The following is a 15,889-nucleotide window of genomic DNA, read 5'->3' as shown; positions in this document are numbered from 1 at the left end:
GACCCGCCCGGAATGCCGGCAGGTGTCAGCCCGTTTTTAGCGCCATATGCCGCCGAATGATCAACGCATTCAGGCCAAGACCCGCGGCACTCAAAGTCAAGAAGCACAAGGCGAGTGCCGTGGTCAGGTCTTCGGAGGCAAGGTTGATCACCACGCTGATCACACCGCCGCACATGAAAATCAGCACGCCGCCGACCGAGGTCGAGGTTCCGGCATTCCGGGGGTAGAGACTCATGGCTTTGGAGTTGGCGATGGGCCTGGCAATGGTGGTGCCTGCCGTACAAATCAGCATGGGTATCAGCACCGCTGCCGCAGAGAGCCCGAACTGTTCCGCCAACCACAGCATGACCAGTCCTGACAAAGCGATCAGCCCCAGGCCGATGACTATTTGCGTGTTGGCCTGCAGATGCCGATGCAGAGCGCTGGCGACAATCCCGCCAACCACATAGGCCACGCCATACAGCAGCAACGCCCAGGCAAATGCGTAAGGCGACAGCGCCAGCCGCTCCATGAAAATGATCGGTGAAATGACGATGAACGAGAAATGGCAGGCAAAAGCCAAGGCTGAAATCAACCAATACCCCATGAAGCGCAAATCCGAACACACCCGCCAATAGGCGCTGAAGAAGCGTTCATGTGCCGTGGTATGAAGGTGAGGGTTTTCCCTGAGCAGAAAGAAGGCTTTAAGCCAGACAATGACGGCCAGGCTGATAAACACATAAAAGCTGCCCTGCCAGCCTAACTGTAATTGCAACCACGTCCCCAGCAGCGGCGAAATCGAAATGAACACCCCGCCGCCGGTCACCATCCAGATTCTGATTCGCTCCTGTTCCTTGCCGACGAACAAGTCCTGAACCAATGCCTGTGACAGGACAAAGGACCCGCAACCAACGGCCTGGATCACCCGGAAGAACAAAAACCAGCTGTATTCGCTGGAAACCAAACACCCCGTGGCTCCGACTACCGCAATTGCGATACCGGCCAGCAGTAGTTTTTTGCGCCCCCACAAGTCTGACAAGGGTCCGACCAGCACCACGGACAACGCCAGGCCAATGGCGAACACGCTGACGGACAGGGCGATGTCGGACGGTGAGGTCCGAAAGTAGTCAGAAAGATCGGGAAAGGAGGGGAGCACCACATCCAGGGGAAAGACGCCGAGCAGCGTCATGGTCATCAACAGAATGACCATGGCACGCTGTTCGCCCCGGGCTACCTGTTTTCCGTCATTCATCGAGCAGCCCTGCCCTGGAGAAAAGTTGCCGATTGGCAGGCAGATCGAAGAACCCCGCTTTTTTCATTGCATTGAGCGTCGCCCCTGCACCCGACCGGGCGCGCAGGCGCTGTGCTTGCGGGCCGGTCAGATCACCAAGGATCTGCGCGACAGAGGTTTCACTCACGCCGGCGCTGCGCAGGCTTTCCCCAAGCCAGCGTTCATCGATTTCAAAGAAAAGCAGCAGGATTTCCAGGAGCGACCTGGCGGTGAACGTGCGTTGGCCGCAATTCAATTGCAGCCACAGATAATGGAACACTTCGCAAAAGTAGCGACTGTGCCTTGCCTCATCGGCAAGGTGGTCCCTGAGCATTTCCTGAACGCTGCTCACCAGCGTGTCGCGGCAAACGTCGAGCAGCTCCTTGGCGATGATCGTCTCCGAAACGAAGCCGACGAGAAACCACGCCAGTGCTTTGTGCTTGTCCGGCGTGCGGTCGAGCAGGACGTTCAGCCGGGCGATCCGTTGGGGCAGGACTGGGCGTTCAGTCATGCCGTACATATCGGCAATCTGCTCGGCGAGGTTGTTGGAGAACAGCGCGTGGTAAGCCTCATCGGTGTAGAGCTGCAGCGCGGCCGTTTTCATCCGTGGGGGGATGGAAAGCCCCAGTTCGTTGTGGATGATGGTTTCCACGGATCGGTTGACGATGCGGTGTTCGAGCAGGGTGGTGTAGTCGAGGAAATACACCAGATGGTTGGCGGACAGACGATGAGCGATTGCTCTGCCTGCTGCTTTGATTGCCGGATGATTCAGGTAAGGCAGAAACTCCGGCGCAAACCAGTGGCGGGTTTCCAGTTGCCGTTTCAGGTCCGGTGGTAAATGGTAGGTGTGTTCGCTGACCCGCACCGAGGCTCGGGTGTTCCAGTCTCCAAGGGTGAAGCGATGGGCCCATGAGGCAGGGGCTGATGCGGGGTCGATGAGGGGCTCGCTCATTGTTCCGCCCCCCGATTGCTCAGCAGCGCTTTCAACTCCTTGCACATCACTTGCCCGTCGCTCTGGCCGCAGCCGACAAAGAACAACGGTTGCTCTGCGCTGCCCACAAGTCCCAGCAGCGCTTCGACCTGGTCATCTGTCAATGCGCCGGTCAGCCAGGTGTTCAGTCCCAGCGAGGTGGCCGCCAGTTGAAAGGTCTGGGAAATGTGGCCGGCCTCGACGTAGGCCATTCGGTACGCCCGCGAGTGTTCATATTTCCACCACAGCTTGTCGAATCGGCTGGTGATGAACAGGCCTGCGGGCAGGTTATTGATGAAATGTTGACCACACATCAGTTGTCCCAAGGGTTGGGAAGGCAGCGGATTAACCAGACTCAGTGAGTGCCCGGCGGGGTGATAGGCGTAGACGCCGGGTGGCAGGCCGCTGACGTTTTGCACCAGCAAAAAGCCTTCGCAGGCATTCAGTCCGCCACCGGACGGGCTGCTGCGCCGGGCGCCGAGACCTTCGACGATGCTTTCGTCAACGTCATTTTCGCGCTCATGCAGATAACCGAGGGACAGGTAAAGCAATGAACTCACCGCTTCGAGGGAAACCGCTTCCCCCGTGAAGGTGCGGCAGGTTTTCCGATTGGACAGGGCGTTTGCCAGGGTGCCTTCCGGCAGGCAGGAAGGTTTTGGCAGGGTAATCAGCTCGCATGCCAAGCGTTCCGAGCGCCTGGCTTTCGGCGAGGGCGTGCTCAGTACGTCGGTGCAATGATCAAGGTATTGCTTTGACCATTCATTGATATTTTGCGGAATGTGTTCGCAAGGAATGTTCTTGGTGCCGATATGGAATATCTTCGACAGTTCGTCCCAGCCCCACTCAGTAATGTCTGTTGTTGCAGTTGTCAGTATTCCAGCGCCAAGTAGCTGAGTGTCAATTGTATTGCGTTCATTGAACTTTTCGGGATTGTCGATAAGTTCCGCCAGTCGAGTGGAGTACTTGAGGTTCAGTTCAAACTGTTTATGGTTCTTGTAATCCCAGACTATTTGACCGGGCGTGCGAGGAAGTATGAATAAATGAGGGCTGATCTGCATGATGGACGGTTCGCTCTGGGCAATGCCATAGAAAACGCTGGGTAGCTGGCACTCCCCAGCGTCTCATTCACTTAGCGGGCTTTAGGGGCAACCAGAAAAGCCAGGTTGGCGATGCTGTTAGCTTCCAGAGTAATTGCTTTCATTTGGAACTCCTTGTAATTGAAAGTAAGTGTCACTTCGTGGTGACACTCACAATCATAGAGTGTAATGAGCTCTTATCAAGGCGATATTAGGTAGGAATCTTCCAGTAATTTTGTCAGATCGATCTTGGGCGTGAACAAGTTTTGTCAGTCGAATGCTTAATAGTGAAAGGCGCAGGGAAACGTCCTGCTAGTTCGTAGGATTGTAAGTGTAGGAAGTTAGAGCGGAATTCAATATCAGATAATAAAACGGGGAGCCGTCTGGCTCCCCGTCAAACCGGCGTTATCAGCTGTTTGGCAGCAACCGGCAGGTGATGCTCTTGATGTAGCGGGTTTCGGCGATGGCCGGGTGCACCGGGTGATCCGGGCCCTGACCGCCACGCTCGAGCATCTGGATGTTGCGGTCCAGATGGCGGGCGCTGGTCAGCAGGATGTTCTGCAGGTCGTCTTCCGGCAGGTGCATCGAGCACGACGCGCTGACCAGAATGCCGTCCTTGCTGAGCAGGCGCATGGCTTGCTCGTTCAGGCGACGGTAGGCGCCTTCACCGTTCTTCATGTCTTTCTTGCGCTTAATGAAGGCGGGTGGGTCGGCAACGATCACGTCGAAGCGTTCTTCGCTGGCTTTCAGCTCTTTCAGGGCTTCAAACACGTCGCCTTCGATGCAGGTCATTTTTTCGGCGAAACCGTTCAACGCGGCGTTGCGCTCGACGCCGTCAAGGGCGAATGCCGACGCGTCGACGCAGAACACTTCACTGGCGCCGAACGCGGCCGCTTGCACACCCCAGCCGCCAATGTAGCTGTACAGATCCAGCACGCGTTTGCCTTTGGCATAAGGAGCCAGGCGTGCGCGGTTCATGCGGTGGTCGTAGAACCAGCCGGTTTTCTGACCCTGGATGACCGGTGCTTCGAATTTCACGCCGTTCTCTTCCAGCGCGACCCATTCCGGCACCAGGCCGAACACGGTTTCGACATAACGGTTGAGGCCTTCGGCGTCACGGGCCGCGGAGTCATTCTTGAACAGAATGCCGCTTGGCTTGAGCACTTGGGTCAGCGCGGCGATCACGTCTTCTTTATGGGCTTCCATGGTCGCCGACGCGATCTGCACCACCAGGATGTCGCCGAAGCGGTCGACCACCAGACCTGGCAGCAGGTCGGAGTCACCGTAGACCAGGCGATAGAACGGCTTGTCGAACAGGCGATCGCGCAGGGACAGCGCAACGTTCAGACGATGGACCAGCAGCGATTTGTCCAGCGGCAACTTGATGTCGCGCGACAGCAGGCGGGCGCAGATCAGGTTGTTCGGGCTCATGGCCACGATGCCCAGCGTCTTGCCGCCGGCGGCTTCAAGGATCGCCTGGTCGCCGGCTTGAAAACCGTGCAAAGGGGTTGCCGCTACATCGATTTCGTTGCTATAGACCCACAAGTGGCCGTTTCGCAGGCGACGGTCGGCGTTGGCTTTGAGGCGCAGGCTAGGCAGGGACATGACGTCGCTCCGGAAAAAAGAGCGGGAGTATAGCGTGTTGAGGCTTGTGGCGGGCCGGGCGGGCGATGAAACGCTGATGGCCTCTTCGCGGGCAAGCCTCGCGCCTACTGGATCGTGTAAACCTGTAGGAGCGAGGCTTGCCCGCGAAAGCGATTTCGATTGCTATGCGGAAATGAAACTTTCGCCAATGTGTCGGCCGGTGTGTCGGATCCAACTTTTAGAAGCTAGAATCTGCGCCTGGCCCAGAGTGTGTACTTATGTCCCAAGAGCTGACTTCCGAACAGATTCAACAGTCCCTGCAAGGCATCAGTGTGCCTGCCCAGCCGCAAATCATGGTGGATTTGCAGATGGAGCAGTACATGCCCGACCCGGATCTGGAAGTGATCGCAAAGCTGATCTCCCAGGACCCGGGACTCTCTGGCGCTCTGCTGAAGATCGTCAACTCGCCGTATTACGGCTTGAGCAACAAGATCGCCTCGATCCAGCGTGCGGTGAACCTGCTGGGCAGCCGCTCGATCATCAACCTGATCAATGCGCAGTCGATCAAGGGCGAGATGAACGACGACACCATCGTCACCCTGAACCGGTTCTGGGATACGGCTCAGGACGTGGCGATGACCTGCCTGACGCTGGCCAAGCGCATCGGCGCCCAGGCCGGCGATGAAGCGTATGCGCTGGGGCTGTTCCACGACTGCGGCGTGCCGCTGATGCTGCAACGTTTCCCCAACTACATGACCGTTCTGGAAGAGGCTTACGCCAACGCCAGTGCGGAATGCCGGGTGGTCGACACCGAGAACCGGGTGTTCAACACCAACCACGCGGTGGTCGGTTATTACACGGCCAAGTCCTGGCGCCTGCCGGAGCATGTGACCGCCGCGATCGCCAATCACCACAATGCCCTGGCGATCTTCAGCGATGAATCGTCGCGCAACGCTCAGCTCAAGAACCTGCTGGCGATCCTGAAGATGGCCGAGCACATTTGTGCGTCTTACCGGGTGTTGGGTAATCAGAACGAAGACCATGAGTGGAACAGCATCGGGCATCTGGTGCTCGATTATGTCGGCCTCTCGGACTACGACTTCGAGACCCTCAAGCAAACGATTCGTGACCTCAGGACTCACCACTGAGCATCAGCGGCTTCATTTATTCGAGAACCCTGATTCGAGAGCACCATGCCTGAACTGCCGGAAGTCGAAACCACTCGCCGCGGGATTGCGCCGCACCTGGAAGGCCAGCGCGTCAGCCGGGTGATCGTGCGTGACCGCCGCTTGCGCTGGCCGATTCCTGAAGACCTCGATGTGCGCCTGTCAGGCCAGCGCATCGTGCTGGTGGAGCGCCGCGCCAAGTACCTGCTGATCAATGCCGAAGTGGGCACGCTGATCAGCCATTTGGGTATGTCGGGCAACCTGCGATTGGTAGAAGTCGGTATGCCGGCGGCCAAGCATGAGCATGTGGACATCGAACTCGAGTCCGGCCTGGCCCTGCGCTATACCGACCCGCGCCGGTTTGGCGCGATGCTCTGGAGCCTCGACCCGCTCAACCACGAACTGTTGATCCGCCTGGGGCCGGAGCCGTTGACCGACCTGTTTGATGGCGAGCGTCTGTTCCAGCAGTCTCGGGCGAGATCCATGGCGGTCAAGCCGTTCATCATGGATAACGCGGTGGTGGTCGGCGTCGGCAATATCTACGCGACCGAAGCCCTGTTCGCCGCCGGTATCGACCCGCGCCGCGAGGCCAAGAGCATTTCCCGAGCGCGCTATTTGAAGCTGGCGATCGAGATCAAACGCATTCTGGCCGCGGCCATCGAGCGTGGCGGTACGACGTTGCGGGACTTTATCGGCGGCGACGGTCAGCCGGGGTATTTCCAGCAGGAATTGTTCGTCTACGGCCGGGGCAGTGAGCCCTGCAAAGTCTGTGGCACTGAACTGCGCGAAGTGAAACTGGGGCAGCGCGCCAGCGTCTTTTGCCCACGCTGCCAGAGCTGATGCGTCCGACGGTCTATAGTCAGTGTTCTCACTGCCTAGCCGAAGGACCGTGCCATGAATTCGTTTCGAACCCTTGTTGTTGCGCTGCTGCTGAGCGTCGGTGCGCCCGCGCTGGCGGCCAACAGCGGCAGCGGTGACCCGCGTTACACCATTCAGAATCCCCCGGCCTACGCCATGCTCGGCGACTTGCTGATCGCCCGACCCTTGCTGGTCGTGGCGACGGTGATCGGTGCCGGGGCGTTTGTGGTGTCGTTACCGTTTACCGCGTTGGGCGGCGGCGTTGGCGATGCGGGGCAGGCGCTGGTGGTTGATCCGGCGAGGGCTGCGTTTGTGCGGTGCCTGGGGTGTATCGGGGAGGGGTTTGAGCAGCGGGAGTGAAATCAGTTACAGCTTCTGTTTGGCTGATGGCCTCATCGCTGGCAAGCCCGCTCCCACATTGACTTGTGTTGTTAATCAGATGGTGTGAACACAGCAGATCCACTGTGGGAGCAGGCTTGCCCGCGATGGCGTCAGTACAGGCACCGCAATGTTCACGCCTTTCCGGTAATAACCCGATACTTCGCCATCAACTGCTCTTCAGTCTCCGGATGCGCTTCATCCAGCGGAATGCAATCCACCGGGCACACTTGCTGGCACTGAGGTTCGTCGTAGTGGCCGACACACTGGGTGCACAGGTTCGGGTCGATCACGTAGATCTCTTCGCCTTGGGAAATGGCGGCGTTCGGGCACTCGGGTTCGCAGACGTCGCAGTTGATGCAATCGTCGGTGATGATCAGGGACATGCTAACTCCAGCCAGGGCGGACGGCCCGGGCGCAATAAACCAATGCGCGCAATTGTGCCGCATTGGCGCCCGCAGTGCACGCGGGCGCCGCTTGAGCGGTCGTTACTTCTTGAAGCGTTCGGTGAGGGCATCCGCCACCGCAGGGTGGACGAACTTGGTGATATCGCCGCCCAACGCTGCGATTTCACGGACCAGCGTCGAGGAAATGAACGAATAACGCTCGGACGGGGTAAGAAACAGACTTTCCACATCCGGCGCCAGTTGGCGGTTCATGTTGGCCAGCTGGAATTCGTATTCGAAGTCCGACACCGCGCGCAAACCACGCAGGAACACGTTGGCGTTCTTCTCTTTGGCGAAATGCGCCAGCAACGTCGAGAAGCCGACGACTTCAACGTTGGGCAGATGTTTAGTGACCTCGCGGGCCAGCTCCACACGTTGTTCCAGGGGAAACAACGGGTTTTTCTTCGGGCTGGCAGCGACGGCGATGATCACATGATCGAACAGGCGCGCGGCGCGTTCGACCAAGTCGCCATGGCCCTTGGTAATAGGGTCGAAGGTACCTGGGTACAACACTCGGTTCATCGCGTCGTCCTGGCGGGAGTCCGTTGGGGAGTCGGATGGTATCGCAGCCTTCCCGGTCGGCCAAGTCGCCTGTTGGGTAAGAAAGCACTATAGACGATTGGAATATTCTCCGTTTTCATAGGTTTTTCAAACGTTCGGCCAGCGAAGTCGCCAGTTGCGCGGTCAATCCGTAGACCGACAATTGCGGGTTTGCGCCAATGCTGGTGGGGAACAGCGAGCCATCGTGGATCGACAGATTGCTGATCTGGTGATGCCGGCCAAGGCTGTCGGTCACCGCGTTTTTCGGGTCCTCGCCCATGGCGCAACCGCCCATCACATGAGCGCTGCCCAGGCGCGTGCGATACAACTCAAGGCTCAATCCGTCGATCAGCGCGCGTGCATCGGCGAGGGTTTTCACGTAGCGCGCGTCGGCGTGCATCGGCATCACCGCGTTGGCGCCACCGGCGAACTGGATCTCGGCCATGCTGTGGAAAGCCCTGCGCAAGCCGTCCCAGGCATAAGGTGAAACCTGATAGTCGAGCACCGGCGTGTTGTCACCGCGTAATTCGACGCTGCCGCCGGGGCTGTCCGGATGGAAGCCGTCGCGCAACAACGCCAGCATCGCGTGGGTGTGGGGCAGGTTTTCCATGTGCGCGGCGTTTTCCTTGCCGAAACCACCGAGCAAGGTGCTGGCCAGCGCCGGGTGCAGCGGCGGCACTTCGAGTTTGTAGGACATCTTGCCGGTGGTGCCGTCCTGCCATTGGAAATGGTCGGAATAGATCGACTGCGGCGCACCGTAGAACGGGTTGATCACCTCGTCGAACAGCCCGGCGGACATGTTCACCAGGTGCAGGAACGTGCGCTTGCCCAGCCGCTGGTGTGGATCGGGCGCCTCCGAGCGCAGGAGCAGCGCCGGGCTGTTGATCCCGCCGCCCGCCAGCACGTAATGCCGCGCCTTGACCGTGATCGTGCGTCCGGTAGGCGCTACGCAACGGTCGTCCATCGCTACACATTGCAGGCCGGTGACCTTGCCGTCCTTGATCGAGAGCTTTTCGGCGCGGGCCAGGTACAGCAGCTCGCCACCTTTTTCCAGGGTCGCGGGAATGGTCGTGACCATCATCGATTGCTTGGCGTTGGTCGGGCAGCCCATGCCGCAATAGCCAAGGTTCCAGCAACCGCGCACGTTGCGCGGGATCACATGCCAGGTGTAACCCAGCTGCTCGCAGCCTTTGCGGATCACGTCGTTGTTGGCGTTGGGCGGCATCCTCCACGGCGCGACGCCCAGGCGTTGTTCCATTTTTTCGAACCACGGCGCCATCTCGGCCGGGCTGTGGCCTTTGACGTCATGCTCCTTGGCCCAATGCTCGAGCGTCGGCTCGGGGGTGCGAAAGCTCGACGTCCAGTTGATCAACGTGGTGCCGCCCACCGCGCGGCCCTGGAGGATGGTGATCGCGCCGTCCTTGCTCATGCGGCCGATGCCTTCCTGATAGAGGCTGGTGTAGGCCTGGTCTTCGAGCATCTTGAAGTCGCTGCTGGTCTTGAGCGGGCCTTCTTCGATCAGCAACACCTTGTAGCCGGCGGCGCTGAGGATTTCCGCGGTGGTCCCGCCGCCCGCGCCGCTGCCGATGATCGCCACGTCCGCTTCGAGGGTCAGGTCCTGGGTCAGTTGCGAGCCGTCGTAGGTTTTCCAGCCACGGGCCATGCCTTCGCGGAACGGGTCGGGTACGGGCATCTTTGGGTTCTCTAGTTGTTATGGTTTTGGATGCAGTGGTGAGGCGGCTGACGTCTTCGCGGGCAAGCCCCGCTCCTACACAACCGCGTAAGCCCTTGAAGAAGCGAGGCTTGCCCGCGAAGGGAGCGACTCGGTCTCAAACAGCAGGCGGCCCCGGATACCCGCAATGCACCCACGATTCCGCGCGGCTGTACCTCGCCATCATCACCAGTTGCAGCAACGAGCTGTGCCCCATGCGCAACAGGCTCAACGAGCTGTTTTCCCAGCGATCGAGAAAGTGCCGGATCTCATCGGCACTGGCGTTTTCCCAACTGCCCCAGATCCCGGTCAGCGGCCCGCGGGTCACCGCCATCCCTAGCACGTCGAACAATTGCTGAGTGAGCTTGAGCATTTCCGGCGACAGGTGATTCAGGCTGTTATCCAGGCAGTGCAAAGTTTCATCGACTGCCTTCGGCATCTTCCCGGCAGCCACGGCGCCTTCGAGCATCACCGGGATCAGCGCCCGTAGAAACAGCAAATCGCCGCTGCGCAGAATCGCGAAACCACTGGCCGGGATGCTCGATGAGCAGCCGCTGAGGCTCGCGCCCAATCCGGCCGTGGCCAGGAAAGCACTCGCGCCGAGGCTGAATTTAAGCAGGCCGCGCCGTGACAGCGCGGGTGTATCGGACAGGCTTGGGCTCATTATTGTTATTACCCGACGGTGTGATCGTTAGCGGATAAACAGCTTCTGGATCAGTTTCTGAATGGATTTTCCATAGGGCGGGTAAATCAGTTTCGCCGCGTTGAAGCGTTGCTTGATCAGCACGCCTTTGGCCTTGCTGAAAGTCAGGAAGCCTTCGTGGCCGTGGTAATGGCCCATGCCCGAGGCGCCGATGCCGCCGAACGGCATATCGTCCTGCGCCACGTGCAGCAAGGTGTCGTTGAGGCAAACACCGCCGGAATGGGTTTCGTGGAGTACGCGATTTTGTTCGCGCTTGTCGTAGCCGAAGTAATACAGCGCCAGCGGACGAGGTCGTTGATTGATGTAGGCAAACGCCTGATCGAGATCCTTGTACGGAACGATCGGCAGCAGCGGGCCGAAGATTTCGTCCTGCATCACGGTCATGTCGTCGCTGACGTTCAGCAGCACGCTGTGACTCATGCGCCGGCCCTGGCCCTGATCAAATAGCGGAATCAGCAGCGCGCCCTTGCTGGTGGCATCGCCGACGTAGCCATTGAGCCGCGCCAATTGCCGGTCATTGATGATCGCGGTGTAGTCCGGGTTGTCGGCCAGTGTCGGATAAAACCCGCGAACCGCCTGGCGATAGGCTTCGACGAAAGCACCGACGCGGTCTTCCGGCACCAGCGCGTAGTCCGGGGCCACGCAGGTTTGCCCGGCATTGAGCGTCTTGCCGAACGCGATACGTTCGGCGGCGTCCTTGAGCGGCACGTCGAGGGACACGATGGCCGGGGACTTGCCACCCAGCTCAAGGGTCACCGGCGTCAGGTTCTCGGCCGCCGCACGCATTACGTGCTTGCCGATGCTGGTGGCGCCGGTGAACAGCAGGTGATCGAAACGCAGTCGGGAGAACGCGACACCGATATCGGCTTCGCCCAGCACTACGCAGACCAGGTCTTGCGGGAAGATCCGGCCGAGCAACTCCTTGAGCAGCAAACCGGTGGCGGGGGTCGACTCACTCAGTTTGAGCATCACCCGATTGCCCGCCGACAACGCACCCACCAGCGGCCCGATGGCCAGATACAGCGGGTAGTTCCACGGCACGATCACGCCGACCACGCCCAGCGGCTGATAAACCACTTTCGCCGAAGCCGGCTGAAACGCGATACCGACCTTGCGCCGCGAGGCTTTCATCCAGCCTTTGAGGTGCTGACTGGCGTAATGAATACCGTGCAGGCTGGGCATCAGTTCGGCAAGCAGGGTTTCATCGGCGCTGCGGTGGCTGAAATCCTGGCTGATCGCGTCGATCATGGCCTGACGTTCATTGCTCAGCAGGTCGCGCAGGGCTTTGAGCCATTGCTGGCGCTGGGCGGCCGGTGGCATCGGGTTGGCCGCATACGCCGCACGCTGCGCATCGAACAGGGCATGGAGCTCGTCCAGAGGCTGTTGCAGGTTCTGCAGGTACGCGATGTCGGCGGTCATGGTCGGCTCCGGTTTTTGTTGTAATGAGGCACTTTCTAGAGTCTATGCTCTAGAAAGTCAAATGACATCCTGGTGCAGCATTGTTTTATCCGCTCGCCGATAGGTCGTAAGATGCCCGCCAACGCACTCTGAATTAAAGCTCAAGCCATGGCCCCTCGGATCAAAACCAGCGAGCGCATCGTGCAGAACAGCCTGGAGCTGTTTAATCAACAGGGCGAGCGCAGCATCAGCACCAACCACATTGCTGCCCACATGGAGATTTCTCCGGGCAACCTGTACTACCACTTCCCCAACAAGCAGGCGATCATCGCCGTGCTGTTCAGTGAGTACGAAAGCCTGGTGGACAGCTTCCTGCGCCCGCCCCAGGGCCGAGCGTCCACGGTGGAAGACAAGCGCTTCTACCTTCAGGAACTGCTGGCGGCGATGTGGCGCTACCGGTTTTTGCATCGTGATCTTGAGCATTTGCTCGACAGCGATCCCGAACTGGCCGCCCGTTATCGGCGTTTCTCCCAGCGCTGTCTGATCCATGGCACCCACATCTACGCCGCCTTCGTCGACGCCGGCATCCTGCAAATGGACAAAGTCCAGATCGAATCCCTGACGCTCAATGCCTGGATTATCCTGACGTCCTGGGTGCGCTTCCTGTGCACCACGCGGGAAAATTCCAATCACCTGAGTGAGCAGGCGATTAAACGTGGGGTGTATCAGGTGCTGGTGCTTGAGGCCGGTTTCGTCACGGAACAGTCTCGCGACGCGGTCAACGCGCTGTACGAAGAGTTTTACGTGCCACTGGCCCAGGCGCTGGAAGAAGTGCAGTAGGATTCAAGACCGACTTAATCACAGGAGCCCGTTATGCCCATTGCGCAACTGATCAGCCCGCAAGCGTTGGATCTGAAAAAGGATGCACCTGGGCTGGTGATTCTGGATTGTCGTTTTGCCCTCGAAGACCCGGATTACGGCCAGCGCAGCTATGCCGAAGGACATATCGCCGGGTCGAGCTTTGCCGACCTTGAGCGTGATTTGAGCGGGACAGTGATCAAGGGTGTGACCGGGCGCCATCCGCTGCCTGAGCCTGAAGACTTGATCGAACGCCTGCAAGCCTGGGGCATCAATGCCGATAGCGAAGTGGTTTTGTACGATGACGGCCCCAGTGCCTACGCGGCGCGGGCCTGGTGGTTGCTGGCCTGGCTGGGCAAGCGAGACGGCGTGTTCATTCTCGATGGCGGGCTCAAGGCCTGGCACGCGGCCGGGTTGCCGCTGAGTCTGGATGCGTGCGATATCGAGCGTGGCACCTTCACCGGGACGCCGGACAACTCGCTGTTGTTGAGCGCCGAACAGCTCCAGCAGCGTCTCGGCCAACCCGCGCTGACCTTGCTCGATGCCCGCGCCATGCCGCGTTTCAAGGGCGAAGTCGAACCGATCGACCCGGTTGCCGGGCACATCCCCGGTGCGCAGTGCGCAGCTTTCACCGAGAACCTGGGCAGTGACGGGCGTTTCCTGCCGGCCGAGCAGCTCAAGCAACGCTTTGCCGCGAAACTCGGCGATCGTTCGCCGACCGATCTGGTGGCGTATTGCGGTTCCGGCGTGACGGCGTGCCATAACCTGTTCGCACTGTGCCTGGCGGGTTATCCGTTGGGCTCGTTGTACGCCGGGTCGTGGAGCGAGTGGATCAACGATCCCGCACACGGCATCGCAACCAGCGAGTAAACTCAAAACCCTGTGGGAGCGAGCCTTTGTGGCGAGGGGGCTTGCCCCCGTTCGGCTGCGCAGCAGTCGTAAATCGAACTACGCGGTTTAACTGAAGGACCGCATCGACTCGCTCAGGGAGCGCTTCGCACTCCAACGGGGGCACGCCCCCTCGCCACAAAAGCCTGCTTTCACTTTAGTTTTTCGTCGCCACCAATATCAGAGAGATTGCCGGGCACTTCGATACGCCCCCGGCCCAACCCCGTAAACCTGCTTGAACTGCCGACTCAGATGGCTCTGGTCGGAAAATCCCAGCTGCATCGCGACTTCCAGCGGCAAACATCCGTTCTGTAACAGCGCCCTTGCCTGGGCGATGCGTTGCTGCATCAGCCAGGTGTGCGGCGGCATCCCCGTGGCACGGCGAAAGACCCGGGCGAAGTGGAACGGTGACAGGTTGACCACTGCCGCCAGTTCTTCCAGCGAGGGCGGCGCGGCCAATTGTGTTTGCAGCAGATCCTTGGCCAGTGTCACCGCCCGATGCTCCTTGCCGGGTTTGCCGACGATTGGCACGGCCGCATGGCGTTGCAGCAACAACAGCATCATCTCGCGCCAGACCGTTTGCTGTTGCAGGGCCGTGGACGGACTTTCCAGCAAGCGATGCAATTGGCAGAAACCCTTCACCAGATCCGGGTCGCGATACAACGTCGCGCCAAACCCCGGCAGGTTGGTGGTCGGCAGCTCCAGTTCGTCCAGCAGCGAGAGAATCTGCCCGCTGTCCGGATAAAACGCACGGTACATCCAGCCATCCTCCGTGCCTTTGTGGCCGGTGTGCAGTTCATCAGGATTGATCAACACCAGCGTGCCGCTGCCGGCCAGGTGTTCGGCGCCGCGATAGCGATAACGCTGGGCGCCGGCCATGATCATGCCGATCACATAACCGTCATGCACATGGGGCGCGAAGCGATGTTCGATGTAGCGCGCGGACAATAACTCGACACCGGCCAACGGCGCCGTTTGCCAGAAGCGGATCGACTCGCCTTGGTCGGCGTCCATGGCTTACCCGCGACCCACGGCGCTTAGCCACTGCGGAATGCGCCGTTCCAGGTAATAACCCGGTTGCCGGAGCGAGCCATCGACAAAACCGACATGCCCGCCCTTGTCTTGCAGTTCGAACTGAGTGGAGGCGGACAATTCCGACGCTTGCGGCAGGCTATGGGGAAATACGAAAGGATCGTCGACCGCCTGGATGATCAGGGTCGGCGTGCGAATCTCTCCAAGAAAATATCGGCTCGAAGCGCGGCGATAGTAATCCTCGGCATCGACGAAACCATTGAGCGGCGCCGTGACCCGGCCATCGAAATCCCAGAAGGTGCGCATGTTCTCCAGCGAGCCCAGCGCCGCCAACGCCGCCAGTCCATCTTCGCGCCCGTCATGCTGGAACTGGCGCTGTTTGTTCTTGATGTAAGCCACCATCTCGCGCATGAAATGCGCCTGATAGACCTTCGAGAAACCCTGGCCGATGCGATCGGCGCAATGATCGAGACGAAAGGGCACCGACACCGCCACCGCGCCTGACACGCCACTGTCACTGCCAGTCTCGCCCAAATGCTTGAGCAAGACATTGCCGCCCAGGGAATAGCCGACCGCATACAGCGGTGCGAGAGGGCGCTTGGCCCGCAGGTGCTTGATGGCTTCGGCCACGTCTTCACTAGCACCGGAATGGTAGCTGCGCGCCAACAGATTCGGCTCGCCCGAACAGCCACGCCAGTTCAACGCGACGCTGGCCCAACTCTGGGCAGCGAGCGCCTTCTGCACCCCGGCCACGTAAGGCGAATTTGAAGAACCGGTCAGCCCGTGCAACACCAGCACCAGCGGCGCATCGGCAGTGTGTGGGCCGTGCCAGTCCATATCGAGAAAGTCGCCATCCTCAAGCCACAAGCGTTCGCGCTCGCGTTCGATGTGCGTGGTTTTGCGCCACAGCGGTCCCCACAAGGTTTGCAGGTGCGGGTTGCCGAGGCCGAAGGCGGGGATGAAGCGTTCTGACGGAATGGACACGATTGCTCTCGATGCAGCGGTGCGCAACCGGTGCGCACCTTTTTCAGG

16 protein-coding genes are annotated in these 15,889 nt (G+C 59.9%); 5 read left to right on the top strand and 11 right to left on the bottom strand.

Translation table 11 applies throughout. The annotated features are described in order from the left end of the window. Window positions 1-25 precede the first annotated feature (25 nt). The 4 genes from ACA075_RS28710 to ACA075_RS28695 all read right to left on the bottom strand — a co-directional run bounded on the left by ACA075_RS28710 (window position 26) and on the right by ACA075_RS28695 (window position 4,900). Window positions 26-1,231: an MFS transporter gene (locus tag ACA075_RS28710; RefSeq protein ID WP_497296489.1), complete on the bottom strand. Its 1,206-nt coding sequence runs from the start codon at window positions 1,229-1,231 to the stop codon at window positions 26-28. Then, entirely contained in the window at window positions 1,224-2,201 is a 978-nt protein-coding gene (locus ACA075_RS28705) for a diiron oxygenase (protein ID WP_497296488.1), read from the bottom strand. The genes ACA075_RS28710 and ACA075_RS28705 overlap by 8 nt, the downstream gene beginning before the upstream one ends. Further along, window positions 2,198-3,277 (bottom strand): SagB family peptide dehydrogenase, encoded by a 1,080-nt coding sequence (locus ACA075_RS28700; RefSeq protein WP_497296487.1) that lies wholly within the window; start codon window positions 3,275-3,277, stop codon window positions 2,198-2,200. The genes ACA075_RS28705 and ACA075_RS28700 overlap by 4 nt, the downstream gene beginning before the upstream one ends. Before the next feature lie 426 nt (window positions 3,278-3,703). After that, on the bottom strand, window positions 3,704-4,900 hold the full coding sequence (locus ACA075_RS28695; RefSeq protein ID WP_003195152.1) for a class I SAM-dependent rRNA methyltransferase: 1,197 nt from the start codon (window positions 4,898-4,900) through the stop codon (window positions 3,704-3,706). Window positions 4,901-5,211: 311 nt separating this feature from the next. Here ACA075_RS28695 and ACA075_RS28690 point away from each other — a divergent pair, with 311 nt between their 5' ends. The 3 genes from ACA075_RS28690 to ACA075_RS28680 are packed head-to-tail and all read left to right on the top strand — an operon-like array spanning window position 5,212 to window position 7,263. Next, window positions 5,212-6,027 (top strand): HDOD domain-containing protein, encoded by an 816-nt coding sequence (locus ACA075_RS28690; RefSeq protein ID WP_497299348.1) that lies wholly within the window; start codon window positions 5,212-5,214, stop codon window positions 6,025-6,027. A 45-nt stretch (window positions 6,028-6,072) separates the two neighbouring features. Then, entirely contained in the window at window positions 6,073-6,885 is an 813-nt protein-coding gene (gene mutM / locus ACA075_RS28685) for a bifunctional DNA-formamidopyrimidine glycosylase/DNA-(apurinic or apyrimidinic site) lyase (RefSeq protein ID WP_497296486.1), read from the top strand. Between the two features lie 54 nt (window positions 6,886-6,939). Continuing rightward, window positions 6,940-7,263: a multidrug transporter gene (locus tag ACA075_RS28680; protein WP_497296484.1), complete on the top strand. Its 324-nt coding sequence runs from the start codon at window positions 6,940-6,942 to the stop codon at window positions 7,261-7,263. Window positions 7,264-7,415: 152 nt separating this feature from the next. Here the strand turns inward: ACA075_RS28680 and ACA075_RS28675 are convergent, their stop codons facing one another. From ACA075_RS28675 to ACA075_RS28655, 5 genes are all read right to left on the bottom strand, one after another. After that, complete coding sequence (locus ACA075_RS28675; RefSeq protein WP_048722619.1) at window positions 7,416-7,667, bottom strand: YfhL family 4Fe-4S dicluster ferredoxin; 252 nt, start codon at window positions 7,665-7,667, stop codon at window positions 7,416-7,418. Window positions 7,668-7,769: 102 nt separating this feature from the next. Then, on the bottom strand, window positions 7,770-8,249 hold the full coding sequence (coaD, locus tag ACA075_RS28670) for a pantetheine-phosphate adenylyltransferase (protein WP_007945531.1): 480 nt from the start codon (window positions 8,247-8,249) through the stop codon (window positions 7,770-7,772). Window positions 8,250-8,364: 115 nt separating this feature from the next. Next, complete coding sequence (locus ACA075_RS28665) at window positions 8,365-9,960, bottom strand: GMC family oxidoreductase (protein WP_497296483.1); 1,596 nt, start codon at window positions 9,958-9,960, stop codon at window positions 8,365-8,367. A gap of 136 nt (window positions 9,961-10,096) precedes the next feature. Then, a complete protein-coding gene (locus ACA075_RS28660; protein ID WP_497296482.1) occupies window positions 10,097-10,642 on the bottom strand; it encodes a twin-arginine translocation pathway signal protein in 546 nt (181 codons plus the stop codon). A 27-nt stretch (window positions 10,643-10,669) separates the two neighbouring features. Continuing rightward, window positions 10,670-12,100 (bottom strand): coniferyl aldehyde dehydrogenase, encoded by a 1,431-nt coding sequence (locus ACA075_RS28655; RefSeq protein ID WP_497296481.1) that lies wholly within the window; start codon window positions 12,098-12,100, stop codon window positions 10,670-10,672. 147 nt (window positions 12,101-12,247) lie between these two features. Between ACA075_RS28655 and ACA075_RS28650 the strand changes: the two genes are divergently transcribed. Continuing rightward, on the top strand, window positions 12,248-12,919 hold the full coding sequence (locus tag ACA075_RS28650; RefSeq protein ID WP_219095045.1) for a TetR/AcrR family transcriptional regulator: 672 nt from the start codon (window positions 12,248-12,250) through the stop codon (window positions 12,917-12,919). A gap of 33 nt (window positions 12,920-12,952) precedes the next feature. After that, window positions 12,953-13,807 carry a sulfurtransferase gene (locus tag ACA075_RS28645; protein WP_497296480.1) on the top strand — a complete coding sequence of 285 codons (855 nt, stop codon included), beginning with the start codon at window positions 12,953-12,955 and terminating at the stop codon, window positions 13,805-13,807. A 198-nt stretch (window positions 13,808-14,005) separates the two neighbouring features. On the opposite strand, the gene ACA075_RS28640 is transcribed toward ACA075_RS28645, so the two are convergent. After that, window positions 14,006-14,839, bottom strand: coding sequence for an AraC family transcriptional regulator (locus ACA075_RS28640; protein WP_497296479.1), 834 nt, complete (start codon window positions 14,837-14,839; stop codon window positions 14,006-14,008). A gap of 3 nt (window positions 14,840-14,842) precedes the next feature. After that, window positions 14,843-15,841, bottom strand: coding sequence for a hydrolase (locus tag ACA075_RS28635; protein WP_497296478.1), 999 nt, complete (start codon window positions 15,839-15,841; stop codon window positions 14,843-14,845). Window positions 15,842-15,889 lie beyond the last annotated feature (48 nt).

Source organism: Pseudomonas sp. LBUM1663, assembly GCF_059695905.1.
The sequence above is the reverse complement of the archived record's forward strand: the minus strand, read 5'-3'. Positions and strand labels throughout refer to the sequence as shown.

Excerpts from the sequence above, each read along its gene's own strand:
- ACA075_RS28710 (WP_497296489.1), bottom strand. The coding sequence starts at position 1,231 with ATGAATGACGGAAAACAGGTAGCCCGGGGCGAACAGCGTGCCATGGTC.
- ACA075_RS28705 (WP_497296488.1), bottom strand. The coding sequence starts at position 2,201 with ATGAGCGAGCCCCTCATCGACCCCGCATCAGCCCCTGCCTCATGGGCC.
- ACA075_RS28700 (WP_497296487.1), bottom strand. The coding sequence starts at position 3,277 with ATGCAGATCAGCCCTCATTTATTCATACTTCCTCGCACGCCCGGTCAA.
- ACA075_RS28695 (WP_003195152.1), bottom strand. The coding sequence starts at position 4,900 with ATGTCCCTGCCTAGCCTGCGCCTCAAAGCCAACGCCGACCGTCGCCTG.
- mutM (WP_497296486.1), top strand. The coding sequence starts at position 6,073 with ATGCCTGAACTGCCGGAAGTCGAAACCACTCGCCGCGGGATTGCGCCG.
- ACA075_RS28680 (WP_497296484.1), top strand. The coding sequence starts at position 6,940 with ATGAATTCGTTTCGAACCCTTGTTGTTGCGCTGCTGCTGAGCGTCGGT.
- ACA075_RS28675 (WP_048722619.1), bottom strand. The coding sequence starts at position 7,667 with ATGTCCCTGATCATCACCGACGATTGCATCAACTGCGACGTCTGCGAA.
- coaD (WP_007945531.1), bottom strand. The coding sequence starts at position 8,249 with ATGAACCGAGTGTTGTACCCAGGTACCTTCGACCCTATTACCAAGGGC.
- ACA075_RS28665 (WP_497296483.1), bottom strand. The coding sequence starts at position 9,960 with ATGCCCGTACCCGACCCGTTCCGCGAAGGCATGGCCCGTGGCTGGAAA.
- ACA075_RS28660 (WP_497296482.1), bottom strand. The coding sequence starts at position 10,642 with ATGAGCCCAAGCCTGTCCGATACACCCGCGCTGTCACGGCGCGGCCTG.
- ACA075_RS28655 (WP_497296481.1), bottom strand. The coding sequence starts at position 12,100 with ATGACCGCCGACATCGCGTACCTGCAGAACCTGCAACAGCCTCTGGAC.
- ACA075_RS28650 (WP_219095045.1), top strand. The coding sequence starts at position 12,248 with ATGGCCCCTCGGATCAAAACCAGCGAGCGCATCGTGCAGAACAGCCTG.
- ACA075_RS28645 (WP_497296480.1), top strand. The coding sequence starts at position 12,953 with ATGCCCATTGCGCAACTGATCAGCCCGCAAGCGTTGGATCTGAAAAAG.
- ACA075_RS28640 (WP_497296479.1), bottom strand. The coding sequence starts at position 14,839 with ATGGACGCCGACCAAGGCGAGTCGATCCGCTTCTGGCAAACGGCGCCG.